Annotated in this window: 23 protein-coding genes and 1 pseudogene; 14 read left to right on the top strand and 10 right to left on the bottom strand. The window is 26.7% G+C overall.

Features of this window, described 5'->3' with window-relative positions:
- The first annotated feature begins 6 nt into the window (after positions 1-6).
- Both ccsA and JG676_RS01735 read left to right on the top strand, forming a co-directional pair.
- Positions 7-3,255, top strand: a complete 3,249-nt coding sequence (gene ccsA / locus JG676_RS01740) for a cytochrome c biogenesis protein (RefSeq protein ID WP_200217135.1) — start codon at positions 7-9, stop codon at positions 3,253-3,255.
- The gene (locus JG676_RS01735; RefSeq protein WP_200217134.1) at positions 3,255-3,725 is read left to right on the top strand and encodes a hypothetical protein; all 471 of its coding nucleotides are present in this window, start codon (positions 3,255-3,257) and stop codon (positions 3,723-3,725) included. The genes ccsA and JG676_RS01735 overlap by 1 nt, the downstream gene beginning before the upstream one ends.
- Here JG676_RS01735 and murG read toward each other — a convergent pair.
- Complete coding sequence (murG, locus tag JG676_RS01730) at positions 3,720-4,739, bottom strand: undecaprenyldiphospho-muramoylpentapeptide beta-N-acetylglucosaminyltransferase (protein WP_373563786.1); 1,020 nt, start codon at positions 4,737-4,739, stop codon at positions 3,720-3,722. The two genes, JG676_RS01735 and murG, sit on opposite strands and share 6 nt — an antisense overlap.
- Entirely contained in the window at positions 4,733-5,896 is a 1,164-nt protein-coding gene (ftsW, locus tag JG676_RS01725; protein ID WP_200217132.1) for a putative lipid II flippase FtsW, read from the bottom strand. The genes murG and ftsW overlap by 7 nt, the downstream gene beginning before the upstream one ends.
- A gap of 154 nt (positions 5,897-6,050) precedes the next feature.
- Between ftsW and JG676_RS01720 the strand changes: the two genes are divergently transcribed.
- From JG676_RS01720 to JG676_RS01705, 4 genes are read left to right on the top strand one after another with little or no spacing between them, the layout of a single operon-like run.
- Complete coding sequence (locus JG676_RS01720; RefSeq protein ID WP_200217131.1) at positions 6,051-7,496, top strand: acetyl-CoA carboxylase subunit A; 1,446 nt, start codon at positions 6,051-6,053, stop codon at positions 7,494-7,496.
- The gene (locus JG676_RS01715) at positions 7,493-7,705 is read left to right on the top strand and encodes a hypothetical protein (protein WP_200217130.1); all 213 of its coding nucleotides are present in this window, start codon (positions 7,493-7,495) and stop codon (positions 7,703-7,705) included. Before JG676_RS01720 ends, JG676_RS01715 begins: the two co-directional genes overlap by 4 nt.
- A complete protein-coding gene (locus JG676_RS01710) occupies positions 7,705-8,463 on the top strand; it encodes an arginyltransferase (RefSeq protein ID WP_200217129.1) in 759 nt (252 codons plus the stop codon). The genes JG676_RS01715 and JG676_RS01710 overlap by 1 nt, the downstream gene beginning before the upstream one ends.
- Positions 8,426-9,232: an adenylosuccinate lyase gene (locus tag JG676_RS01705; protein WP_200168999.1), complete on the top strand. Its 807-nt coding sequence runs from the start codon at positions 8,426-8,428 to the stop codon at positions 9,230-9,232. The genes JG676_RS01710 and JG676_RS01705 overlap by 38 nt, the downstream gene beginning before the upstream one ends.
- On the opposite strand, the gene ftsZ is transcribed toward JG676_RS01705, so the two are convergent.
- Genes ftsZ through JG676_RS01690 form a run of 3 tightly spaced genes read right to left on the bottom strand, consistent with a single transcriptional unit; the run spans position 9,233 to position 13,235 of the window.
- On the bottom strand, positions 9,233-10,351 hold the full coding sequence (ftsZ, locus tag JG676_RS01700) for a cell division protein FtsZ (RefSeq protein WP_200169000.1): 1,119 nt from the start codon (positions 10,349-10,351) through the stop codon (positions 9,233-9,235).
- A 14-nt stretch (positions 10,352-10,365) separates the two neighbouring features.
- The gene (ftsA, locus tag JG676_RS01695; protein WP_200217128.1) at positions 10,366-11,745 is read right to left on the bottom strand and encodes a cell division protein FtsA; all 1,380 of its coding nucleotides are present in this window, start codon (positions 11,743-11,745) and stop codon (positions 10,366-10,368) included.
- Between the two features lie 2 nt (positions 11,746-11,747).
- Positions 11,748-13,235 (bottom strand): peptidylprolyl isomerase, encoded by a 1,488-nt coding sequence (locus JG676_RS01690; RefSeq protein WP_200217127.1) that lies wholly within the window; start codon positions 13,233-13,235, stop codon positions 11,748-11,750.
- Positions 13,236-13,373: 138 nt separating this feature from the next.
- Here JG676_RS01690 and rsmH point away from each other — a divergent pair, with 138 nt between their 5' ends.
- Together rsmH and JG676_RS01680 are read left to right on the top strand one after the other, a co-directional pair.
- Positions 13,374-14,300, top strand: coding sequence for a 16S rRNA (cytosine(1402)-N(4))-methyltransferase RsmH (gene rsmH / locus JG676_RS01685; RefSeq protein ID WP_200217126.1), 927 nt, complete (start codon positions 13,374-13,376; stop codon positions 14,298-14,300).
- Entirely contained in the window at positions 14,300-15,151 is an 852-nt protein-coding gene (locus JG676_RS01680) for a hypothetical protein (RefSeq protein WP_200217125.1), read from the top strand. Before rsmH ends, JG676_RS01680 begins: the two co-directional genes overlap by 1 nt.
- Here JG676_RS01680 and JG676_RS01675 read toward each other — a convergent pair.
- On the bottom strand, positions 15,139-15,636 hold the full coding sequence (locus tag JG676_RS01675) for a hypothetical protein (RefSeq protein WP_200169005.1): 498 nt from the start codon (positions 15,634-15,636) through the stop codon (positions 15,139-15,141). The genes JG676_RS01680 and JG676_RS01675 overlap by 13 nt on opposite strands.
- 189 nt (positions 15,637-15,825) lie before the next feature.
- On the opposite strand from JG676_RS01675, the gene JG676_RS01670 reads away from it, so the two are divergent.
- Genes JG676_RS01670 through JG676_RS01650 form a run of 5 tightly spaced genes read left to right on the top strand, consistent with a single transcriptional unit; the run spans position 15,826 to position 20,286 of the window.
- Complete coding sequence (locus JG676_RS01670; RefSeq protein ID WP_200217124.1) at positions 15,826-16,236, top strand: RrF2 family transcriptional regulator; 411 nt, start codon at positions 15,826-15,828, stop codon at positions 16,234-16,236.
- Entirely contained in the window at positions 16,223-18,385 is a 2,163-nt protein-coding gene (gene flhA / locus JG676_RS01665; RefSeq protein ID WP_200217123.1) for a flagellar biosynthesis protein FlhA, read from the top strand. Before JG676_RS01670 ends, flhA begins: the two co-directional genes overlap by 14 nt.
- Positions 18,386-18,393: 8 nt before the next feature.
- Positions 18,394-19,440 carry a DHH family phosphoesterase gene (locus JG676_RS01660; protein ID WP_200217122.1) on the top strand — a complete coding sequence of 349 codons (1,047 nt, stop codon included), beginning with the start codon at positions 18,394-18,396 and terminating at the stop codon, positions 19,438-19,440.
- The gene (locus JG676_RS01655; protein ID WP_200169009.1) at positions 19,427-19,660 is read left to right on the top strand and encodes a hypothetical protein; all 234 of its coding nucleotides are present in this window, start codon (positions 19,427-19,429) and stop codon (positions 19,658-19,660) included. The genes JG676_RS01660 and JG676_RS01655 overlap by 14 nt, the downstream gene beginning before the upstream one ends.
- Positions 19,660-20,286, top strand: a complete 627-nt coding sequence (locus tag JG676_RS01650) for a hypothetical protein (protein ID WP_200217121.1) — start codon at positions 19,660-19,662, stop codon at positions 20,284-20,286. Before JG676_RS01655 ends, JG676_RS01650 begins: the two co-directional genes overlap by 1 nt.
- Here the strand turns inward: JG676_RS01650 and JG676_RS09075 are convergent.
- On the bottom strand, positions 20,274-20,402 hold the full coding sequence (locus tag JG676_RS09075) for a hypothetical protein (RefSeq protein ID WP_279586433.1): 129 nt from the start codon (positions 20,400-20,402) through the stop codon (positions 20,274-20,276). The two genes, JG676_RS01650 and JG676_RS09075, sit on opposite strands and share 13 nt — an antisense overlap.
- 152 nt (positions 20,403-20,554) lie before the next feature.
- Here JG676_RS09075 and JG676_RS01645 point away from each other — a divergent pair, with 152 nt between their 5' ends.
- Entirely contained in the window at positions 20,555-21,538 is a 984-nt protein-coding gene (locus tag JG676_RS01645; RefSeq protein ID WP_200217120.1) for a c-type cytochrome, read from the top strand.
- A gap of 45 nt (positions 21,539-21,583) precedes the next feature.
- Here the strand turns inward: JG676_RS01645 and JG676_RS01640 are convergent.
- The 3 genes and pseudogenes from JG676_RS01640 to JG676_RS01630 form a co-directional block, all read right to left on the bottom strand.
- Positions 21,584-23,447, bottom strand: a pseudogene (locus JG676_RS01640) (aryl-sulfate sulfotransferase).
- A gap of 17 nt (positions 23,448-23,464) precedes the next feature.
- Positions 23,465-24,268 carry a protein-disulfide oxidoreductase DsbI gene (dsbI, locus tag JG676_RS01635; RefSeq protein ID WP_200217119.1) on the bottom strand — a complete coding sequence of 268 codons (804 nt, stop codon included), beginning with the start codon at positions 24,266-24,268 and terminating at the stop codon, positions 23,465-23,467.
- Between the two features lie 10 nt (positions 24,269-24,278).
- A complete protein-coding gene (locus JG676_RS01630) occupies positions 24,279-24,938 on the bottom strand; it encodes a thiol:disulfide interchange protein DsbA/DsbL (protein WP_200217118.1) in 660 nt (219 codons plus the stop codon).
- Positions 24,939-25,132: the final 194 nt, after the last annotated feature.

Below are 25,132 nucleotides of genomic sequence, written 5' to 3'. Positions count from 1 at the left end.
ATAAAAATGAAAAATATTATTAAAAGCATTGGAGATTTAAAAATTTCTATTTTACTTTTTTTACTTTTTGCACTTTTTTGTGCTTTGGCAACTTTTATCGAAAGTTCTTATGGTACTCCAACTGCTTGGGCTATGATTTATGGAACATTTTGGTTTGGTTTAATTCAGTTTTTATTAGGGATTAATTTATTTTGTGGAATGTTAAGATATAAAATGTTTCAAATTAAAAAATTGCCTTTAATGATATTTCATTTTTCTTTTTTATTTATTTTAATAGGTTCTATTATGACAAGATATGGTGGTTTTGAGGGTTTACTTCATATTAGAGAAAATGATTCAAACTCTTATATTGAAAGCTCTAAATCTTTTATCAAATTTTCAGCACTTAAAAATCAACAAATCTATGGAGTAGCATCTGATAAAGATATAGCTGTTTTACCTTTTGCTAATTCTTTAAAACTTGAACTAAATATTGATAACAACAAAGCAATTTTACAATATAAAGACCTTATCTTAAATGCTAAAGTTTCTTATATAGAAGATTTAAATTCTTCTAATGCTTTATTAATCTTAATGCTTGCTAAAAATGGACAAAATCAAGAAATTAAATTAAAGCAAAATGAAATTAAAAATATAGATGGTATTAATTTTTCTTTTATGAATGATGAAGTTAAAGCTCCTTTTGTTAAAATTAATAAAAATTTAGAATTAATTTCAAGCCAAAGATTGAATTTTTTAAGTATGCAAGATGGAGTTAATTCTCATCTTGAAATAGGTTCTAAAGTAAATGCTAAAGAAAAAAGGCTTTATGAAATTAATGATTTAAGTTTTGTTATAAAATTTGCTTCTTTACATGCTAAAGAAATTATAACTGGAGATAATAGACCACAAGATGAGAGTTTTTTGATTTGGTTTAAAAATATCTGGCTTGAAATTTTTAGGACTTTAATTATTTCTTGGTTTGGAGAACCTTATAATTGGAAAGCATCGTGGTTAGAAAATTTAAAACCTTTTGCTATGAGCACTCAATATCAACCACTAACTTTAAATGGTAATAATGCTTTAAAATTTGAACTTTCATATCAGGGTAAAAAACAAGAATTTTATATTTTTCAATATGATAAACCAAAAGTTATTGAGCTTAATGGACAAAAATTCTTTATTTCTTGGACAACTTCTTTTCAAGAATTACCTTTTTCAATTTATTTAAATGATTTTATAATTGAACGATACCCAGGTTCAATGTCTCCGGCTTCTTATGCAAGTGAAATTAGACTCGAAGATAAAAATGCAAGTTTTGATTATAGGGTTTTTATGAATAATGTTTTAGATTATAAAGGCTATAGATTTTATCAAAGTTCATATGATCAAGATGAAAAAGGAACCATACTTTCAGTCAATAAAGATCCAGGAAAAATTCCAACTTATATTGGATATTTTTTATTATGTCTTGGTATGTTTTTAAATTTTTTAAATCCACACTCAAGATTTAGAGTTTTAGCAAAACTTATCAATCAAGATGCTCTTAAAAATTCTGTAAAAATTTTATTATTTACTTTTTTATTTTTAGGTATTAATAAATTACAAGCTTTTGAAAATAATACAAGTAATAATATACCAATAATTAATAAGGATCATGCTAAAAAATTAAGTCATCTTATAGTTCAAAAGCCTAGCGGGAGAATGGTTCCATTTGATACCTTAGCTAAAGAAGTTTTAGAAAAAATTTATAAAAAAACAAGTTACAAAAATCAAGATGCAAGTGCTATAATGCTTTCTATGCTTATAGATGTACAATCTTGGGCAAAAGAGCCGATTATAATTATGCCTAAAAATAAAGCAATTAATGAAGAAATCTCTAAAATTTTAAATATTCCTAGTAAACCTTATATCAGCTATATAGATTTTTTTACTAAAGATAACAATTATGCTCTTTTAAAATATGTTGAAAATGCAAATCGCAAAAATCCAAATACTAGAGGAGTTTTAGATAAAGAGATTATTAAACTTGATGAAAGAGCAAATATTGTAAATTTAATTTTTAGTGGAGAATTGTTTAAATTTATTCCTATTCAAAATGATAAAAATAACACTTGGCTTGCACCTTTCTCAGCTATGCAATTTACCAAAGGAGAAGAAAATTTAATTGTTGTAAATTTAATAAAAAATTATTTTTTATCTGTGAAAAATAGCATTAAAACAAATGATTGGTCCAAAGCAGATGAAGCATTAGAGTTAATTGAAAAGTATCAAGAAAAATTTGGTAGCAATGTTATACCAAACAAGACTAAAATCTCAATAGAAATTTTTACAAACCATTTACAATTATTTGTAAAATTAATCCCTGTATATTTACTAGCAGGTCTTTTACTTTTGATTTTGGTTTTAACTAAAATGCTAAATTCTAATATTAAAATTAATTTAATATTTAAAATTGTATATATTTTAAATATTATTGTTTTTATTGTTCATAGTATAGGATTATGTTTAAGGGCTTATTTAGCAGATCATGCTCCTTGGAGTAATGCCTATGAAAGTATGGTTTATATATCTTGGGCTTTAGCATTATCTGGAATTTTCTTTTCTAAAAAAAGCCCTATAGCCCTTTCTTTAACTTCTATTTTAGCGGGTATAGTCCTTTTTGTAGCACATTTAAGTGAAATGGATCCTCAAATTACAAATTTAGTGCCAGTATTAAATTCTTATTGGCTTACAATTCATGTTTCTGTTATTACAGCAAGTTATGGATTTTTAGGACTTTGTGCTTTACTTGCTATTTTTGTCTTGATTTTAATGTGTTTCCTTAAAAATAAAGGTAAATATAATGCAAATATCTTAAGAAATATTACAGAAGCAACAAGAATTAATGAAATGGCAATGATTTTAGGACTTTGCTTACTAACTGCTGGAAATTTTTTAGGCGCTGTTTGGGCTAATGAAAGTTGGGGGAGATATTGGAGTTGGGATTCCAAAGAAACTTGGGCATTAGTGAGTATATTAGTTTATGCAGCTATACTACACATTAGAATGATTCCAAAATTATGCAATCAATATGTCTTTGCAGTCAGCTCAATGTTTGCTTATTGGGTAATCATTATGACATATTTTGGAGTTAATTATTTTCTAGTTGGTATGCACTCTTACGCTGCTGGAGAAGCTGTACAAATCCCAAGTTATGTTTATTGGGGATTTTTTACAATGATAATTTTAAGCTTACTGGCCTATAGAAAACGTCATTTTATTAGTAAATTATAATGCATCAAATATTTTTTATTATTTTAGTAGCAGCTATTTTACTTTCAATTTTTTTAAGTATAATAGCTTATCTTATTATTAATGATGGTAAAAAAAGTGAAAAAACTAAAATAAAAAATGATAATTCTAATAAAAAAACTAAAATATTTAATACAGATTTAGACAAAATGATAACAACTGCTAAAGATACTTCTTTAACAGATCAAGAGCTAAAAAACCTTGCTCAATTATTTATAAGCACACATAAACTTGGTAGCAAACAATCAAAAGAGTTAGATGAGACAACAAAAAAGAAATTAGAATTTATTACTGCTCTTAGTTCTAATGATAATGCAAGCCCTCAGACTATAAGTTTTTTAAATAAAGAATTAAAGAAAATTTCAGCTTCTTATAAAAAAGAAATTGATGCTTATGAACAAATGGGTCTTGCTAAAAGAAAAATAAAAGAAGATAAAACAACAAGTTCATAAATTTATAATATTTTTCATATATAAAATTAGCTCATCTGCTCCATTTGGTTTTAATATATTAATTAAACCTGTAGATATTTGTTCTAAATTTAAAATTAAAATTGTTTGCAATAACCTATCTTCGTTTAAATTAGACTGTAAAAAAACTTCACATAAATTTTTATCTTTTAAAAATTTAGCATTAAAAAATTGATGATTTTTAGCTGCATATGGATAGGGGATGAAAATAGTTGGGATATTATTAGCACAAAGTTCAAAAAGAGTACTAGCTCCAGATCTTGAAATGGCTAAATCTGCTTCTTGTATTTTGGTATAAATGTTTTTATCAAAAGCAAAAATATCTACTTTTATATTTAGTTTTTCATAAGCTTTCTGGTAAAAATCAAATTCTTTTTCTCCACACTGATGTATAATTTTAATATTTTTTTTACTTAATTTTGGAGCCAATTTTAAAGCCAAAGCATTGATAAAACTAGCACCCTGAGAACCACCTAAAAATATAATTGTTTTAAGCTCTTTTCTTATTCTTGCTGTTTTAAAAAATATTTCATTAACTGGATAAGAGCAAAATATAGGCTCAAAAGCGCTAAAAAAAGCTTTAGAGAAAGGTTTCAAAAGAGAATTTAAAGCTCCTTTTTCAGAATTTTGTTCATGGATAAAAAGAGGGATATGATTAATAATCGCTCCAAAAGATGCTGGAGCTGAACTATATCCACCGGCGCTAAAAACAGCTTTTATTTGATGTTTTTTAAAAATTTCACGACATTTAAAACTAAGTTGTAAAATTTTAAATAAAGATTTAATTTTTGCTATTTTTTTTTGATTAACAACACCTCTTGAATCCAAAAAATATTTTGCTTTAAAACCTGATTCATTTTCAAACCAAAGCTTATCCTGACCATAGGTGCTCCCTATATAAATACATTCTATATTTTGTTTTTTAGCACTTTGCAATAAACATTTAGCTATATTTAAATGCCCCCCAGTTCCTCCACCTGTAATTGCTATCATAATTTCACCTTTTTAGAAATCATTAAAACATAGCCAATTCCTATACAAATAGCCCACATAGAACTTCCCCCGTAACTAAGAAGTGGCACAGCAACACCTTTTAAAGGGGTTAAAGAAATAATACCAAAAGCATTCATAAAAAAAGAAAATAAAAGAAGTAAAGCTATACCTGAACAAAAAATAAAATTTTGTTTTCTATCACATCTTCCAGCAATTCTAAAAATTCTTAAAATCATCCAAAGATAAAGGATGCAAATACAAGCTAATCCAAAAAGTCCAATTTCTTCAGTAATTCCAGATAAAACAAAGTCTGTATGAACCTCGCTTAAAAAACCTAGTTTAAAAATTCCAAGCCCAAGACCTTCTCCAAAAAATCCCCCATGTGCTATAGCATTGAGTGAATGAGAGATCTGATAAGGTTCATTATTAACGCTTACTCTTAAACTTGAGGCAATCCAATTAGGAAATAAAGGTAAAAAGGCATCTTGTATATTTCCCCACCAGCTGATAATTCTTTGAATTCTTCTTTGATTGCTAAAAATTACCATAATACCTATCATCATAATAATAATAGTACTAAAAGCAAACAATCTTTTACTTGTTCCAGCAAAAAAAGCCAAGGCAAGAATAAGAAAAAAAGAAATAACACTTTGTCCTAAATCATTTTGTGTGATATAAATATAACCAATCACTATACTAGCAACTATACAATAAGGTAATAAAATTAAAATTTCGTGTTTAATAGCCTTTTTATTATCATCTATTCTTCTTGTATAAGACCAAGCAAGAAAATAAATAAGTCCTATTTTAAAAAATTCAACTGGAGAAACTGAAATAGGTCCTATTCTAATCCATCTTTTAGCTCCACCGCTAGCTGTAGCTAAAGCGGTTGGCAAAAAAGGTAAAATAATTATACAAATAAAAGAAATTATAAGTAAAGCTAAAATAATTCTTTTCGCATTATTGGCATCAGGATTAAGACGTGAAATAAAAAACATAATTAAAATTCCACTTACCCCAAAAAAAAGTTGTCTTATAAAAAAATGAAATTCGCTATATTCAAAATAAAGTACAGTAAAAGCAGTCAAAGAGTAAGAAAAAACAATACCTATAATAATCAAAACAGAACTTAAATAAAATAATTTTTTATCAGCTAACATTAAATTACAACTTTAAATATTAAAATATTTTTAAATTCTAAAATCATTGTTATGAATATGCTTTCGATTAGAAATTATTAAAATATTTATTATATAAAATTATTACTAATATTTTTATATAATAGATTTATTATTTTAATTAAAAGGCGAATAAATGATACATAAGATTTTAATTGCAAATCGAGCTGAAATCGCCGTAAGAGTTATAAGAGCTTGCAGGGATTTACATATTAAAAGTGTTGCTGTTTTTACAGAACCAGATAAAGAATGCTTACATGTTAAAATTGCTGATGAAGCATATCGCATAGGAACTGATGCTATAAGAGGGTATTTGGATATTGCAAGAATTATTGAAATTGCCAAAGCTTGCAAAGCTGATGCAATACATCCAGGATATGGATTTTTAAGCGAAAATCACGAATTTGCTAAAGCTTGCGAAGATGCGGGCATTATTTTTATTGGACCAAAATCAGAAGTTATATATAAAATGGGCAATAAAAACATTGCAAGAGCTTTAATGAATTCTAATGGAATTCCTATAGTTCCAGGAACTGAAAAATTAAATAATTATTCCTTAGATGAAATAAAATCTTTTGCACTAAAAATAGGTTATCCAGTAATCTTAAAAGCTAGTGGAGGAGGGGGAGGACGCGGAATTCGCGTTGTATATAAAGAAGAAGAGCTTGAAAGTGCTTTAGAATCTTGCAAGAGAGAAGCTCTTAGTTTTTTTAAAAATGATGAGATTTTTATGGAAAAATATATTATCAATCCGCGACATATTGAATTTCAGATTTTAGGAGATAATTATGGTAATATTATCCATCTTTGCGAGAGGGATTGTTCTATACAAAGACGTCATCAAAAAATAATAGAAATTGCCCCTTGTCCTGGAATTTCAGATAATCTTAGAAAAACAATAGGTGTAACTGCTGTTGCTGCAGCTAAAGCAGTAGGATACACAAATGCAGGAACAATCGAATTTTTACTTGATGATTACAATCGCTTCTATTTTATGGAAATGAATACAAGAATTCAAGTAGAACATCCTATTACAGAAGAAATTACAGGAGTTGATTTAATAGTGCGTCAAATTCGTATAGCTGGAGGAGAAATTCTTGATATTGAGCAAAGTGATATTAAGCCCAGAGGATTTGCTATAGAAGCAAGAATTACTGCTGAAAATGTATGGAAAAATTTTATTCCAAATCCTGGAAAAATTAATGAGTATTATCCAGCTCTTGGCCCTTCTGTAAGAGTTGATAGCCATATCTATAAAGATTATGTTATTCCACCTTCTTATGATTCTTTACTTGCAAAACTTATTATTAAAGCAACAAGTTATGATTTAGCGGTCAATAAACTCGAAAGAGCTCTTAAAGAATTTGTTATTGATGGAGTTAGAACTACTATTCCTTTTTTAATTGCAATAACTAAAACAAGAGAATTTAGAAGAGGATATTTTGATACATCTTTTATTAATACTCATATGCAAGAACTACTTGAAAAAACAGAAGATAGACATCAAAACAATAAAGAAGAAGTTATAGCTGCTATTGCTGCAACTCTTAAGAAAATTAGAGAAGAAAGAGAGCATATATGAATTTTTTAGATGATTTAAAAAGCATTAAAAAAGAAATGCAGAAAGAAAATAAAAATTCTATGTTAAATCATAAAAATTTAAAAAATATCCAAAAAAAAGAAGCAAATGAACAAGATAAATCTTTAGAGGAAGTATTTTTAAAAGAAAAAAAACTAATTGATGAATTTAAAGAATTTATTAACGATTCAGATATTAAGAAAATTTATTAATGAATGAAATAGATTTTTGCACCTTAGAAGATCTTTGTCCATATCTTAATGATAGAAATTCAAGAACCGAATATAAATATATATTTAATTGCTCAAAAGAATTAAATCAAGAATTGATCTCTAGAGGATGGAGGCGTTTTGGCAGATATTTTTCAAGACCGATATGTCAAAATTGCAATGAATGTTTAAGTTTAAGAATTAAAGCTTATTTATATAAATTTTCTAAAAACGAAAGAAGAATTTTTAGTAAAAATTCTCAAACAAAAATAATATTGAGAAAACCTACCTTAAGTAACGAGCATCTTTTTTTATATGAAAAATATCATCGTTTTATGGAAAAAAAAAGATCTTGGAAAAGATATGATTTAAATTTTAGACAATATTACAATCTTTATATTGATGGAGCATTTAACTTTGGTTATGAGCTAGCTTTTTATCAAAATGATTTATTAATTTGCGTTGATTTAATAGATATTTTAAATGATGGAATTTCTAGCATTTATTGTTTTTATGATCCTGATTTTTCGCATTTATCTTTAGGAAAATTTTCTCTTTTAAATGAAATAAAACTTGCCCAAAATCAAAATTTAAAATATATTTATTTGGGATATTTTGTTAAAGAGTGTCAATCTTTATCTTATAAAGTCGATTTTATACCAAATGAAATTTTAAAATCTACTAGCACACCTTATGAATGTGCTAATTTATGGGAGAGTAAAGATGCAAGTTGTTCAAACTTTAGAATCGATAAATGTTAATACCGATGATATTACCGTTTTTCATTATTTTAAAGGTTTGATTACTAAAAATTTTTCAAAAGTTATAGGAAGAAAAAATAAGATTTTTTCTTTTTTTGAAGAAAACGAAATTCCACAAAGAAGATACTTTTTAAAAGTTCTTGATCAAAAATATAGAAAAAATACCAATGAAAGTATTAAAAATTTAGACGAAGCGCATTTTAAGACTTTTAGATTAAATTTTGAACAAAATAATGTATTAAAACCGATAATCTTTATAAAAATAGATTTTATCCCAGGAAATATTCTTATGAAATTAAGCTCAAATGAAAAAATTTTTATTATTTATATAAAAAACTATTTTAAAGATTTTAAAATAGAATATAATGAATTAAATTATACTTTAAGTCTTGAATATAAAAATGAAAATACTTTAAAGCTTTTTGAACTTTTTGTTAATGAAAATGAACATTTAAAATATTGTGTAGATTTTTCTATTAATCAAGAAGAATATAAACAATTTTGTGAGAATATAAAAAATAAAGAAAATCTTAAATGGAAATTTAATGCATTGGCCAAACTTTTTAATAATTATTTTGAGACTTTACAATGCACTCCACAAAATGACTTAAGCGAAATAAGACAAAAATATCTTATGCTAGTGAAAATATATCATCCAGATTTTAATCAAGATAAAAGTAAAATGGAAAGATTTTACGCAAGAGAACAATTTGAAAAAATTCAAATTGCTTATAATAATTTAAAAGCGTTATATAAAAATAACGCTTAATTAATCCATTTGTCTTCTTAAAAAAGTAGGGGTTTCTAAGGCATTAATCATTTCTTCGTCATAACCTCCACTTGCTTTTCTAATGATATAAGAGTTTTTCTTAGAGGCATTTTCTTCATTTGTTTTATTGTTAGTATTGTTGTTAGTATAAGTTTTATCTTCAAATCCGGTAGCAATGATAGTTACTTCTACTTTATCCTCCATACTATCATCTGTTGTTGTACCAAAAATAATTTTTGCATTTTCATCAACAATTTCTTCTATGCTACTAGCTGCAGCTGAAATTTCTATCAAAGAACAATTTGAACTAGTTTTAAAATGTAAAATAACGCCTTTAGCACCTTTAATATCCATACCATCCAATAATGGAGATTCAATTGCATTAGCTAAAGCTTCTTCTACGGCATTTTCACCTTGAGCACTTCCAACACCCATTAAAGCTAAGCCTCTATGGCTCATAATAGTTCTAACATCTGCAAAATCGACATTAATATCACCATTATCTAAAAGTATAGAAACCATACCTTTAACAGCACGGGCTAAAATATCATCAACAAGTTTAAAAGCATCTTTGATTCCAATTTTTTTATCAGCAATGCTTAAGAGTTTTTCATTTTGAATAACAAGAATTGAATCACTTTCTTTTTTAAGCTCTAAAAGACCATTTTCAGCTAATTTTTTTCTTTGTTTTCCCTCAAATTTAAAAGGCATAGTAACTACAGAAACAGTCAAGGCACCGATTTCTTTAGCCGCTTGAGCTATTACAGGAGTGGCACCTGTTCCAGTACCTCCGCCAAATCCAGAAGCAATAAAAACGATATCACTTTGACTTAGTGAAGTTTTAATTTCTTCAAAACTTTCTCTAGCACTCTCAGCACCAACTTCAGGAAGCATTCCTGCTCCAAGTCCTTTAGTCTTTTTTTCACCTAATTGAATTTTAGTTTTTGCTAAAGAATTTGATATTGCCTGCGCATCAGTATTTGCAGCAATTAGATCTAAATCATTTAAGCCCATTTTTACCATATGGTTGATCATATTTCCACCACCACCACCGCAGCCTATAACTTTTATTTTAGCACCTTTTGAATGTTGCATTTCCTCTACTAAATATTCACTCATATAAAAACTCTCCCTTAGAATTGATTAATAACTTTATGCCAAAGTTTAGTAAAAACACTTGATTTCTTTTCTTTTATATCTTTAGAATCATATTCTTGTTCTTGTATGAAAATTGTATCATTTTCTTGTAAATTTTTACTAAAATTTTCATCATTTATTTCATCTACATTTTCAATAGCGATATTTTGCTTTATTTGTTTGTTAAAATTTTCAATTTCTCCTTTATATCTTAATTTTTCATTAGAATCTAGCTCATAAGGCGTAAAGTATCCAGCCCCATAAAGACACAAACCTATAGCGCAAGTATTTTCAGGATCTGAAAAAATTTCATTAAAACCACTAATAAGCTCTTTTCTAGCTGTTGCTAAACGTACGGATTTATTATCAAAAGTTGCTGGGGCAAGTTCATCAATTCCGGCTAATTTTGTCATTCCGCCAGTTAAAACTATACCACCACCTATTGAATTTATATAACGATTATCGCTTAAAATTTTTGCTAAAATCATTAAAGTTTCTTCAGCTCTTGCATAAATAACATTTGAAATTACATCTAAAGATACCTCATTAACTTTTCTCTCATCTCCCATAGAAGGAATTTGTATTAAAGCATTTGGTTGTTGGCTTAAAGATATATAGTTTAATTTTATCTTTTCAGCTTCTCTTAAAGGAGTATGCAAAGCCATAGAAAGATCTTGAGTAATATTAATAGAACCAATTTGTAAGCAGCTATTGTATCTTATAGAATTTCCAGCATGAACAATCATATCGCAAATTGCACCTCCCATATCGATAAGAACGGCTCCTAATTCTTTTTCACTATCATCTAAACAAGCAATAGAAGATGCATAACCTGATAATACTATATTATCAACTCTTAAATCTGCTAATTCTACAACTTTTTTGAGATTTTTAATATGAGATTCTTGAGAAATTACTATATGAGTAGATACCTCTAAACGATTTCCATTCATCCCCAAAGGATCATCTACAAATTCATGATCATCTACCTTAAAATTATAAGGTAAAACATGAATTATCTCATATCCATTTGGCAAATTTGCCGTATGCTTTGCAGTGCCTACAGCACGATGAATTTCTTTTATAGTAATTTCGCCTTTTGGGATATTAACAACACCTGTACTATCAACACTCTTGGTATAAGCTCCAGATATAGAAACTACTACTTTGTCATAGTGAACACCTGACATCATTTCAGCACTTTTTACAGCATCTTCTATTGATTTTGATGCAAGCTCTATATTGGTAATTGCGCCTTTTTTTACTCCATTGGTTTTTGCTTTTGCAAATCCTATAACTTTAAGCCCTTCATCATCTTTTTGAGCAATAATTGCACAAGTTTGTGTTGAACCTAGATCAATTCCTAATATATTCAAAATTAATTCCCTTTATAATAAATTTTTATCGGATATTCTTTTTTTAATTGTTCTACCAACTCTTTTTTTAACTCGCTACTTTTTAAAGTTTTTAAATTCTGCTCCAAAACATTTTTATACTCTTTAAATTTTGTTTCATTAAATAATTCTTGTTTATTTATTTTATAAACAACTGCCTTTGTATCATTTAAAATAACATATGAGCTATTTTGATCTGAATTAAAAACATTCATTAAAAAATAATTAAATTCTGTATCATTTAAAATATTTTCACCTAGTTTTTGAGAATCTCTAGAAGAATCTCTACTAACAAAACCTATATTAATCCCTTTAAAATTTCCTATTTTACTTTGAGCTATTTCTTCAATTTTTTTTCTTGATTCTTGATTTAGATATTGCTCTAAAACATCATTTTTTGCTTCTTCAAAAGTTTTCAATCTTATAGGATCTACTTTATTTAATCTAATGATCATAAATCCTTCTTCAAATTCAAAAGGTCTAAGAATTTCATTTTTGGTTGTTTTTGTTAATCTTTCAATTGGATATTTTACATCATCTTTAGTGATATTTATATCTTTTTGAAATGAAATTTTTCCAGATTTTAAATCTAGAAATTTTTTATTTGCAATTTCTTTAAGCTCATTTAAGCGATAATCTTTTATAACTTTTTCTTTAGAACTATTAAAATCTAATAATCTTCCATTAACATCTTTATATTTAAATTTATTATTTTTATCGTTATAAAAATTATAAAGCTCTTTATCGCTATATTGTTTTGTATCAGGTTTTATATAATATAATGAAACTTCGTATATTTTTTCGGTTTTATAGTTTTCTTTCGTTTCTTGCCAAAGTTTCTCAACTTCTTTTTCATTAATATCTATTTTATTTTTATCATAATTTATTACTTCAATATTTAATAAATCTTGCATAAAAAAACTTGAACTTAGCATTTTTAATTCTTCAGTTTGGTTTGATAAATTAAAAATACCATTAAGTTTATCAATTAGCAATTCATTATAAATACTTTGCTCATATTCTTTTGGAGTAAGATTATTTTGTTTTAAAATATTATAGTAAAATGTTTTGTTAAAATCTCCCTGATTATCCTGAAAAAATCTAGTTTTAATTAATTCTTGTATAATTTCATTATTACTAACATTTAAACCTATATCTTTAGCAAAACTAAGCAAAAGTTTATCTTCTATAAGAGAATTTAGCACAATAAGATCGATTTGTAATTCTTTTGCTTTTTGTTCATTGAGAGTATTATTGCTAATTTGATTGTAATAATTATAAATTTGATTATATCTAGTATTAAATTCACTAAATGTGATTTTTTCATCTCCTACAACTGCAACAGATGAATTACGATTAAGATTAAAATCGTAAGCACCCCATCCAACAAATCCAGCGCCTACAAAAGCAATAACACTAATCCATATAGTAACAACAAGATATTTCTTATGATGTTGCATCCAAGTAAGCATAAAACTCCTTGACAATTTTTATAGCTTATAATTATATCGAATTAGTGTTTAAGTGTAGTTTAATTTTATAAATATTTTTAGTATTTTAAAGTTTTTTCGTTATAATTAATCTAAAATTATTTTTACTTAGGATTTAAATTGCATATACCTCATATACCTGTTTTACAAGAAGAAGTTAGCATTATCTTTGATAATCTGACTCAAGGAGTATTCTTAGATTGCACCCTAGGTTATGCAGGTCATAGTAAAATGATACTAAAAAAACATCCGGAAATTTCTTTAGTTGGTTGTGATCAAGATAAAACTGCTTTAGAATTCTCTTCTCATATATTAAGAGAATTTAAAGATAGAATTATATTGCACCATTGTAATTTTAATGAAATTTTAGATAAAGTTGATATTAAAAATATAAGAGGAATTTTAGCAGATATTGGAGTTTCTTCTTTGCAACTTGATCAAAATAAAAGAGGATTTTCGATAAATTCTGATTTTTTAGATATGCGTATGGATCAAGATAAATCTTTAAGTGCATTTGAAGTGGTAAATTTCTATTCACAAGATAAACTTACTTTTATTTTAAAAGAATATGGAGAGTTAAGTGATGCTTGGAATTTAGCACAAAAAATTATTCAAGCAAGAAATAAAAAACAGATTACAAGCGCAAAAGAATTAAAAGAAATTATAGGTTTTAGTAAGGTTAGTTCAAGAAAAATTCAAAAAGCAACTTTAGTATTTCAAGCTATACGCATAGAAGTAAATAAAGAATTAGAGGTTTTAAAAGAATTTTTAACCCAGATTGAAAATTTAAAATTACAAAATTGTATTTTGGCTATAATTAGTTTTCATTCTTTAGAAGATAGAATTGTCAAAAACTTTTTTAAAAAATGGGAAAAAAAATGCATTTGTGATGATAAAATGTTTAAATGCGAATGCAATAAAAATAATAATTTAGGCAAAATTATTAATAAAAAAGTAATTACCCCTAAACAAGATGAAATTAATTTAAATCCAAGATCAAGTTGTGCTAAATTGCGAGCTTTTTATTTTAATAATATGGACTTTTAATGATAGATGATAATTTTCTAAAAGAAAAACAAAGCATTCGTCAAAAAATGCTTAAATACTCAAGAGCAATCAATCAAAGAGAGCCTTTAGATGATGAATTAAAAGAAGAGCTTAGTGATACTGATGATATTTTAAGACGTAGATTTAATAAAAGACGTCAAAATATTTTAGATCAATTTAATGAAGAAGTTAAATCATCTTCTATTAAACCCAAAAAAGCAAATATTTATCTAAAAGAAGATTTAATCAATGTTAAGCTCGAAGAAAAACCTTCTTTAACTAAAAAAATTTTTTTGCATTTAAAGGAAAAAAAAGCTAAAAAAAATACTCAAACCAAAACTAAAAAAACATTATTTTTAAATTTTAAAAAAGACAAAAAAAAAGATATATTAATACCAAAAAAACATCATGATAAAGAAGAAAAAGAAATAAAAAATGAAGATAAAACATTAAATCAAATTTCAAAAACAAATTCTATAAACAATAATTTAAAAAACCAAAAACCACCTTTTTTAGAAGATATAGACAAGCCCTTATTAAATCAAAACTTAAATACCCTAGAAGAAGATACTGAGGCAACAAAAAATACTCTTTTAGAAGGCTTTAGTGATGCAACCAAAGAAGATAGAAATTTAAATTTTAATCATTTATTTTTTGTAGCTTTGTTTATTAGTGTTGTTTTATTTTTATTTATTCCCCAAATTTATATTAGAAATCAAATTTATTATTTAAGTAGAGAAATAGCTATTTTAAGAGCAGAGGAAAGTGTTCTTAATGAAGAAAATAAAGAGTTAAAAAGAAATTTAGAAAATATACGTTTTCAAAATCAAATTTTAGATTATTTAGAATGATCAAGAACAAGTTGTTCAAAAATATATTTTCTAAGTGAATTTTGAGGAATTTGCTCTTTTAAAGCTTGTTTATATATATTTTCTATAGTTTTTGAATATTTTTCATAAGAAAAGCAAGGAAAATGATTATTCCAAGCCTTTTTAATTAATTTTTTTGTTGCAATTTTTCTTATATAAATTTTAAATAAATCAAAACCTATAAAAATACAAGAAGTTACAATAATTGAACTGACAATACTTACATGAAAATCAAGCAAGGTTAAAAAATAATGTGTTGCTAAAAGTAAAGGGAGTAGAATAAAAGCACATAAAACCCCATAATAACAATAGCAATTTAAATTTTTTATTTTATAATTTAACTTCGAACAATCGACCATTATATCTTCATTAAATAAAATATTAGCTTCTAATAAATCTTTAAAAAGCACTGGTTGTTCTGAAACTTTAAAAAGAAAATTAAAACTAAATTGTTTAAATTTATTCATAAATATAAGCCTTATTTTAATCGAAAATGTGAATTTTGGAATTATAGTATTTTTAAAATTAATTATCAATTTAAACTATAATTTTTACTAGATTTATAAAAATTTTTATATTTTTAACGAATTATTAAGTCTTTATCTAGGTTTTTTTATTATAATTAGTTTTTTAAATATAGTTATTAAGGATAAATAGTGCTTCTTACAAAAGCTAGTGAATATGCTTTACTTTCTTTAATTTATATTTCTCGTCAAAACAAATCGCAAGATGTAGACCATATGTCTAGTGAACTTAATATTCCAAAAAGTTTTTTAGCTAAAATTCTTCAAACTTTAGCAAAAGATGGACTTTTACACTCTTTTAAGGGTGCTAAAGGTGGATTTAGTCTTTCTAAAAATCCAAAAGAATATACACTTAAAGAAATTATAAATAGCGTTGAAAAAAAAGAAGTAAGTGTATTTGACTGTAGTGGAGGGATCTGTCCTAATAATAAAGAAGAAAATTGTTTTTTAATGCCTATACTTGTAAAACTTCAAAATAAAGTTGATAATTTTTTAGAATCTATTACTTTAGCAAGTATTATAGAAGATAATGGCAAAAAATAAAATTATAGATCTTGTTTTTCCTTTTTTGGGTCCTTTAATAGGTCCCATTGTTAAAGCCAAAAGTCTTACTATTGTTGGTTTTATAGTTTGTATTTTAGCAATTATCATAGTTCCATTACCAGGGCCAATACTCGATTTTTTCTTAGCCTTAAGTATTGCTTTATCTGTATTAATTATTTTAATATCAATTTACATTCCAAAACCCACAGATTTAACAACATTTCCAACCCTTATTCTAATCATTACTCTTTTTAGACTCTCCTTAAATATTGCAACAACACGTATGATTTTAAGTGAAGGTCAAAAAGGTCCCGAAGCTGTAAGCGAGATTATAGCTGCTTTTGGAGAATTTGTTGTTGGCGGAAATTATGTTATAGGTGTGATTGTTTTTTGTATTTTAGTTTTAATAAATTTTATGGTTGTAACCAAAGGAAGTACAAGAGTATCAGAAGTACAAGCAAGATTTACCCTTGATGCTATGCCTGGAAAACAAATGGCTATTGATGCTGATTTAAATGCAGGACTCATTGATGAACAAACTGCTAGAGCAAGAAGACAAGAAGTTATTGCAGAAGCAAATTTTTATGGAGCTATGGATGGTTCTTCTAAATTTATAAAAGGGGATGCTGTAGCTGGAATTATAATCACAATTATAAATTTAATAGGTGGTTTTTTAATCGGCTCTTTTCAGCATGATTTGTCTTTATCGCAAGCAGCTTCAACTTATACAATTTTAACTATAGGAGATGGACTTGTTTCTCAAATTCCAGGACTTATCACTTCAACTGCTACTGCAATTATTATTACACGTGCAAGTAAAGATGAAGATAATTTTGCAGAAGGAACACTTAATCAACTTTTAAGCGAATATCGAACACTTTTAATTGTTGGTTTTGTTCTTTTTATTTTTGCTTTAGTTCCAGGTTTACCTCATTTTTCTTTGGGATTTATGGCATTTGTGTTTTTAGGACTTGGATATTTAACAAAACAAGTTAAAGAAGGAAAAATCGATGTAAAAGTAGGCAAAAAACCAGTTGCAAATACAGCAAATAATGCAAGCTCAACCCCAGTAGCAACACCTAAAAAAAGCGAGGAAGAGATTATCAAAGAAGAAGAACATAAAATTAATGATATTTTAAAAGTAGAAATTCTAGAACTTGAACTTGGATATGGTCTTATAAAACTTGCTGAAAATGAGCTAACAGAAAGAATTAGATCTATGAGACGTAATATTGCTCAAACTTTAGGTTTTTTAATGCCCAAAATTAGAATTAGAGATAATTTACAACTAAAGCCTAATGAATATAATTTTAAACTTAAAGGCGTGCCTATAGCTAGTGCAGAAATTTATCCTGATAAATATTTAGCTATGGATAGTGGTTTTATAACAGAAGAAGTTGAAGGTATAGCCACAAAAGAACCAGCTTTTAATTCTGATGCACTTTGGATTGATGCGAGTTTAAAAGATGAAGCAACTTTAAATGGTTATATAGTTATTGATCCAGCTAGTGTTATTTCAACGCATATGAGTGAATTGATAAAAGCTCACGCATCAGAACTTCTTACAAGACAAGAGGTACAAAATTTACTTGAAAAACTTAAAAATGATTATCCTGCTATTGTTGAAAGTGCTTTATCTTTAGTTCCTGTAAGCTTAATACAAAAAGTTCTTAAAGATTTATTAAGAAATCAAATTCCAATCAAAGATATGCTTACCATTTTAGAATCAATGAGCGATATTGCAGAGGTTAGCAAAAGTTTTGATATGATTATAGAGCACGTAAGAGCATCTTTAGCTAGAATGATAACAAATATGTATCTTGATGATAAAGGAAATTTGGATATTTTTATTTTAGATTCAGCTACATCTAGCATTTTAATGGAAAATGTTCAATTTAGAGATGGAGGCTATCATTTACCTCTAAGCGTAGCTCAAACGGGCGCTTTAGTGGATACTTTAAGATCTGAAGTTGCTGCAGTGGCTAATGGACGTATTAAACCGTTTATATTATGCGTTGAGCCACAACTTAGAAAATTTATAGCTGATATTTGCTTTAATTTTAATATTAATATTATTGTTTTAAGTTTCGCAGAAATTGCTGAAAATACTAATTTTAATACAGAAGGTATTATTAAAATAGAACTTTAAGGAAAATAATGAAAATTTATCATCTCTCTCATACAGACTTAGATGGTTATGCGTGTCAATTTGTTGTTAATTTTTATTTTAAAAATGTAATTTTTTACAATTCTAATTATGGAAAAGAAATAAATGATAATTTTAGTAATATTATAAAAGATATACAAGATACAAGAAAAGAAAATGAAAAGATACTCTTACTTATCACTGATTTAAATTTAACCCTTTCTCAATGTAAAGAATTTGATGAAGTATGCAAAGAAAAAGATATTAAAATTTTATTATTAGATCATCATCAAAGTGGTTTAGAATGTATGCAGAAATACTCTTGGTATTTTTTAGATAGTTCAAGATGTGCTGCAAAAATTGTTTATGATTTTTTTAGTAAAATTTGTTTCAATGATCAAAAAATGGAAGATTTTATCAATATAGTAAATGCTGTTGATATTTGGCTTAGTAAAGATAAAGATTTTGAACTTGGTAAAGTTTGTTTAGGTCTTATTGCAAACGCAAAAGAAATTAATCGTGTAATGTTTAAAAAGGAACACACTTCTTATATGTTTTATCTTTTAGATCGTGCAAAAACTTTTATACAAAAAGAGAGATCTTATATTTTGCTTGATAATGCTTTACATTTTATTAAAAAAGATTATTTTACAAAAGAATATGATGATACTTTAGCAAATTTAGTTTCTAAATTCATTGTTGAAAAACTACAAAATCATAAAGAAGATTTTACTATTTTTTATGAAAACCATAAAGGACTTTTGACTTCAAATATAGGTAATACTTCAATAATAGGCAATGAATTTTTAATTAATAATTTAGACTATGATTTTTTTCTTGATATTAGTTCAAAAAAAACTTTAAGTATTAGAGCAAACGGAAATTTAGATGTAAGCTTAATGGCCAAAAAATTAGTCGGTGGGGGAGGGCATAAAAATGCTAGCGGTGGATTATTTGCTAATTTTAAAGATAGTACAAATTATAATTATATCAAAGCTCAATTTATAGATTTAATTAAAAGTAAAGCAATTAAAAAGGAAGAAAATGTACAAAAATGATAAAGAACAAGAAATAAAAGATTTAACTTATGAGCTTAATGTTGTTTTAGAAGCAATGCTTTTATATGCTGGAGTAAAAAGAAATAAACTTGAGGAAGCAATTGAAATTTATATAGAAAATATTGATACAATTTTAGAGCATTCTACTAAAGAAGGGGTAGATGAAATTTTGGAAGTTGTTGAATATATTAGAGAACATTATAAGCAACTTTTTATATAATGAAACATCTAATAATTTTAATTTTATCTTATAATTTCATTTTTGCTAATATTTATGAAAATCTAAATGATTTTGCTTATGATAAAAAACCTAATAAAAATATTAGTATTAAAAAAGCAGAGATTTTAAGTTTTTATGACAATAAAAATCCTTGTATTCAACTCTTAATTACAGACAACGAGGTAAGCATTTTAAAAACATTTGATTCTTGTAAAAAATTAAACAATGCCACTTTTTTGGAATTTTTAAATAAAGACTTTCTTTCTCTTTATCAAGATAAACAACTTACACTAAAAAAAGAATTTAAAAATCTAAAAAATGCCATGCAAGATATTATGATTTATTACAAATTACATTACTCATTTTCTAAAGATATCAAGGATATGAGTAAAAATCAAAATTTAACTATTTTAAATATAGATGAAAAAGAAGGTGGTATTTTATTATATAAAATAAACAATCAAGCTTGCATTGGTATAGAACTTCAAAAAACAAACAATAGAATGTCTATGAAAGTCTATGGAATAGAAAATTTAGATAGACAATGTAAAATCTTAATTGATTCGCCTTCTTTTAAAAATCTTTCTTACTCAAAGAAAGATTTTAATTTATATTACTTAGAATAAAAAATACTTTTAATTTTTAAAAATAAAATTTGAAAAAAATTCATTTCTTTTTTTGATAAAACATTGAAAACACATTGATCTAAATCTTTTTTTTCTTGAAAACTTAAATTTTTCATATCTTTCCTTTATAAAATACTGCAAAAATTATTCTATCTAAATAAAACTTTGCTATATATAAAATATATTAATTTATTTTAATTTTAATTGACTTTTTTTCTTTAAAGTTCTATACTTTATTTACTCACAAAAACAAAAAAAGGAGCTTTCCATGAAAAAAACTTCTATAATATTAGCAGTTTTATTGGTTGGAAGTTGTGCTTTTGCACTTGATAAAAATTTAGCTAAAACCAAAGCTCAAACAGGTATTAATTTACCAGAAGCTGAATGGAAGCTACCTGAAGCCTTAAATGAAGATGGCACAATAGATGAAAGCAAAATGCCAAAGTCAAAATATTCTGAAATGGTAATTTTAGGAAATAAAATTCTTAACGAAACTTCAAATTACTTAGGCCCACAAGCAAAAGATAAAAATAAACGTTTTGCTGGTAATAATCTTTCTTGCTCAAGTTGCCATGCTGCTGCAGGAACCGTTCAAAATCAATCAGGATTTGTAGGAATTTGGGCAAGATTCCCACAATATAATGCAAGATCAGATAAGGTTATTACTTTAACCGATCGTATTAATGGTTGTTTTGAAAGATCTATGAATGGTAAAAAAATGCCTGAAAATACTCCAGAAATGAAAGCAATGCTAACCTATATGCAATGGCTATCTCAAGGTATTCCAACTGGCGCAAAAACAAAAGGACAAGGACTAAAAAAAATAGATTTTATTGATAGAGCAGCTGATCCAAAAAAAGGTAAAATTGTATATAATGAAAAATGTATCGTTTGCCATCAAGAAAATGGACTTGGAGTTAAAAATGAAGACAAAGTAGGGGCTTATTATATTTATCCACCTTTATGGGGAAAAGATAGTTATAATACTGGAGCTGGTATGTATCGCTTAATCAAAGCAGCATCTTATATTAAAGAAAATATGCCAAAAGGGAATACTGATTTAACCTTGGAAGAATCCTACGATGTAGCAGCTTATATAAATTCTCAAACGCGTCCTATTAAGATAAATAGAGATAAAGATTTTCCTGATAGAAAAGTAAAACCTCTAGATATGGATGTAGGACCTTATGATGATGGCTTTTCAACTACCCAGCATAGGTATGGACCTTATAAACCTATGATTAAAAATTGATAAACTTTCCTATTAAGTTTTAATAAACTTAATAGGAACTTAAATTTATTTAGTATTAAAAGCTTTTTCTACATTAAAAGGCATAGCCTGATATCCTGTATTTGTTCCGCTAAATCGGATTTGAACTGAGGGTTCTTTCGCTCCCCAGATAAATTCATCAATTTCTGGTTTAGGATCGCCAATGCTTATACCCTTACTTAAATCAAAAGCTATTCCAGCAGTTGCACTATATACCATTATAGAATTTTTATCTTGTTGATATTCCACCAAAGAAGTAACCGGAGAAAACCACTCATTGCCCCTTTCTTTTCCATATTCCCAAATTTGCTCTACTGTTTTATTTTGTTGATCAATCTTATATATAACAGCACGAGAATATTTTTGCGATACAAAAGGTGGTTGTTTGGCTCCTCTTGCATCACCATTATCAAAAACACTTAAATATAAATAACGCTTATTTGATTTTGAGTCAATTCTCCAAGCTGTATGCTGGTGTCCAAGTAAAATCAAATCCACCTTTTTCATTTTCATATCCTGGGCATTTAGAATATTCATCTTCACAAACTATTTTAGCGCCATTAGAATTTATAGGTTGCAAAAGATATTGTTGAAATTTCTTACCCCATCCTTTATGAGTTCCTAAAATCCATTTGATTTTTTTATCTCTACCTATTTTAACGATAGCACTTTGGTGACGACTTGAGATGATAATACTATCATCACTTGGATCATAATCTACACTATTTATATGAGCCCAATTTCTACCTATACCTGTTCCAGCTATATCACCAAATTGATTATTTTCATCCATTTTTGCGAGCTCTTCATCACTTAAAGTCACTCCAGCCTTATTGGCATCTATATTTAAACACACAGCTCCTTGATCAAGGGCTTTTATAATAGTACTTCTATAGGGATCTAAAATATCATATAATCTCCAATCATCTACTACATTACCATTTTGATCAACTTCAACTACAACATCTCTAACACTTCTTACATTTTTGCCATCAACTCTTTTAACATTTGCAGAAGCTACACGTAAAAGATAATGACCATTTTGCATATTATCCATAGCATGAGAAAAATCAATATAGCCCAAAGGCAAAGCTCTATTAAAAATTTCCCTCCCCATAACATCATATTTTACATATCTTTGACCAAAACCCCAACTTAAAGCTCCATCTTTATTTTGCTTAAAACCCATCATAATGCCACGATTATAGATATTATTCCAATCCATAAGCTTATCATTATCAAAATACCATCTAATTTCACCTTTGGTATCAATAATGAAAACATTAGAATTTTCATCCCATTCTAAAGCTCCGCCAATTGGATTATTCCATATAGCTTGAGAACCTTTTCCTAATTGTTTGCCAGGCGTATTATTTATAAGATATAATCTATCATTAAATTTCTCATCCATTTTTATGATATTAATACTACCAAAAGGAGAGCCGGTTTGAGCACTATTACCGCTTGGCATTATACTTACTGCGGGAGTTGTTATCTTGTAAATTTCATCAACAATTTTTTCGCTTTTATTGGCCGATACTTTAGTATAGCTTACTTTTACATTATTTAAATAAGAAGGATAAAGACCAAAAATAGGGATTCCTCCATAAGTTTTAGCCATATTTTCACTCACACGATAAGAAATTGTTTGTCCATTTGGTTTAGGAAGTATAGTAACTTTTATATCTTTTAAAATATATCCGCCATCCATTATAATAGCAGTTAAAGGAGATAGATTATAAGGATTAAGTTTTATAGCACCAATTTGCCCTTGAATTTGCCAATCAATCTTAGATCCGCTTGGACTTCCTATCGCCAATAAAACATTTGGGGTAATTAAAGTTGTACTCGTTACTAAAACTATTGCACAAAAAGATTTATTTAATTTCATTTTTATTCCTTAATTTATCAAAGCAATAACACAAATTTATGCATTTTTAAAAATAAACTTATCTCACAATTATCATTGATACTTACTAAAACTGGTGTTCTTGATTTTCCAGTAATTTTTAATGTAACAATAAATATAAAAATAATTATTGCTAAAACTCTTGCTCTTTTTTTACTAAAAACAAAAGAAATAAACATTAAAAAGAGCATTATAAAGCAACATATAAAAATTATAAGACAACACATTGCCATATTAAGAAATTGCCATTTTGGAATTAAATACCACCCATTACTATAAAGCCCATCTTCAAAATTTGGTGGATTTCCAATGAAAATTTTCTGAAAAAAACTAAGAGTAGCATAAGCAGACTCTGGGACAACTGGAGCATCTATTCCACATTCTCCACTAGGAAGAAACCATTGTGGAAGCCATTCATATAAATGCAAATTAAAAGGATAAATAGGAATTTCTCTGCATCCACTAGTTCCAGTAAAAGGGTTCCCAGAATGAACGGCTTCATGTATATGATTTAGAAGCAAACAATGTTCAATTCCAAGCCAAATTCCATAAAATCCAAAAGTATAACCAAATATTTTAGCAATATCACTTTTAGGACTTATGAAAACTATAATAGCACCAAGAGCTATAACAAGCATATCAAAACGTATATAAACACATTGTTCGCAAGGTTCCATAAAAAGATATTTTTGAAAAAGAAAATGTGCTATAAATACAAGTGCTATAGTTATAAAAATAATTATAGCCCAAGGCATTCTAGTATCTTGCCATTTGCAAATTTTTTCTAAAAAATTATAGGACATAATATAACTCCTATAATTTACTAAGTTCTTCTATAGCCTTGATAAGAGCTTGTGGAGATGTAATTGCTTGTGGTGTAATTTGATATTTTCCATTTACAACAAAACCTGGAGTTCCATAATTTTTAGAAATATCATTTGCATATTCATATGATTTTAAAATTTTATTTGCTTCATCGGTTTTTAAAAAAATTTCTAAATCATTTTTAGTTACACCCATAGCTTTTAATCCAACATCATAAAAAGCTTCTGGATTTTCTCCATTTTCCCATCTTTCTTTCTTTTTAAAGTAAGCACTAAAATATGCATCAGCAACTTTATAAGTAAAACTATTTTGATCTGTAGAATCTATATTGTTTTCTTTATCTTTAGCATACGCAAAAGCAAATACTTCATTGGCTTGTTTACCATAATCTCCCATAGAACTTACAGGATAAAAACTATAATTTAAATTTGGAAGCTTTTCTTTAATTTTTTCAAGGGTATTAAATTTATGATGATCATAACAATGTGTACAACGATAAGAAAAAACTTCTATAACAGAATTAGGAACACTAGGAATAGGGGAGTGTAATACTATATATTCCTTTCCTTCAGTAAGGGCGCTTGCATTAAAGTGCAACAAAAAAACCGCTATAGTAGAGAATTTAACAATTTTGCTAAAAACTTTCATACAACCTCCTTTAAATTTCAATCTCAATAAATACAATTTAAATAAAAATAAAATATTTATTTAAAAGATTGTTAATGTTTATTTTAGAACTATTCACTTAATATAATATTAAAAAATACTTTAAAAATTTTTCAAATAAAAATATTAAAAAAAATGTTAAAAATATTACACTATTTTTTATGGATAAATAATTT

The sequence above is a fragment of the Campylobacter sp. 2018MI34 genome, assembly GCF_016598975.1.
Taxonomy (GTDB): Bacteria; Campylobacterota; Campylobacteria; order Campylobacterales; family Campylobacteraceae; genus Campylobacter_D.
This window is presented reverse-complemented; position numbering and strand designations above follow the sequence as displayed.

Bases quoted from the DNA above. Each gene is read 5' to 3' on its own strand.
- JG676_RS01630 (WP_200217118.1), bottom strand. From the start codon at position 24,938: ATGAAAGTTTTTAGCAAAATTGTTAAATTCTCTACTATAGCGGTTTTT.
- JG676_RS09075 (WP_279586433.1), bottom strand. From the start codon at position 20,402: ATGAAAAATTTAAGTTTTCAAGAAAAAAAAGATTTAGATCAATGTGTT.
- JG676_RS01705 (WP_200168999.1), top strand. From the start codon at position 8,426: ATGCAAGTTGTTCAAACTTTAGAATCGATAAATGTTAATACCGATGAT.
- flhA (WP_200217123.1), top strand. From the start codon at position 16,223: ATGGCAAAAAATAAAATTATAGATCTTGTTTTTCCTTTTTTGGGTCCT.
- ccsA (WP_200217135.1), top strand. From the start codon at position 7: ATGAAAAATATTATTAAAAGCATTGGAGATTTAAAAATTTCTATTTTA.
- JG676_RS01660 (WP_200217122.1), top strand. From the start codon at position 18,394: ATGAAAATTTATCATCTCTCTCATACAGACTTAGATGGTTATGCGTGT.
- JG676_RS01680 (WP_200217125.1), top strand. From the start codon at position 14,300: ATGATAGATGATAATTTTCTAAAAGAAAAACAAAGCATTCGTCAAAAA.
- JG676_RS01715 (WP_200217130.1), top strand. From the start codon at position 7,493: ATGAATTTTTTAGATGATTTAAAAAGCATTAAAAAAGAAATGCAGAAA.
- dsbI (WP_200217119.1), bottom strand. From the start codon at position 24,268: ATGTCCTATAATTTTTTAGAAAAAATTTGCAAATGGCAAGATACTAGA.
- JG676_RS01650 (WP_200217121.1), top strand. From the start codon at position 19,660: ATGAAACATCTAATAATTTTAATTTTATCTTATAATTTCATTTTTGCT.
- JG676_RS01645 (WP_200217120.1), top strand. From the start codon at position 20,555: ATGAAAAAAACTTCTATAATATTAGCAGTTTTATTGGTTGGAAGTTGT.
- JG676_RS01675 (WP_200169005.1), bottom strand. From the start codon at position 15,636: ATGAATAAATTTAAACAATTTAGTTTTAATTTTCTTTTTAAAGTTTCA.
- JG676_RS01710 (WP_200217129.1), top strand. From the start codon at position 7,705: ATGAATGAAATAGATTTTTGCACCTTAGAAGATCTTTGTCCATATCTT.
- ftsZ (WP_200169000.1), bottom strand. From the start codon at position 10,351: ATGAGTGAATATTTAGTAGAGGAAATGCAACATTCAAAAGGTGCTAAA.
- JG676_RS01735 (WP_200217134.1), top strand. From the start codon at position 3,255: ATGCATCAAATATTTTTTATTATTTTAGTAGCAGCTATTTTACTTTCA.
- JG676_RS01655 (WP_200169009.1), top strand. From the start codon at position 19,427: ATGTACAAAAATGATAAAGAACAAGAAATAAAAGATTTAACTTATGAG.
- JG676_RS01690 (WP_200217127.1), bottom strand. From the start codon at position 13,235: ATGCTTACTTGGATGCAACATCATAAGAAATATCTTGTTGTTACTATA.
- ftsW (WP_200217132.1), bottom strand. From the start codon at position 5,896: ATGTTAGCTGATAAAAAATTATTTTATTTAAGTTCTGTTTTGATTATT.
- JG676_RS01720 (WP_200217131.1), top strand. From the start codon at position 6,051: ATGATACATAAGATTTTAATTGCAAATCGAGCTGAAATCGCCGTAAGA.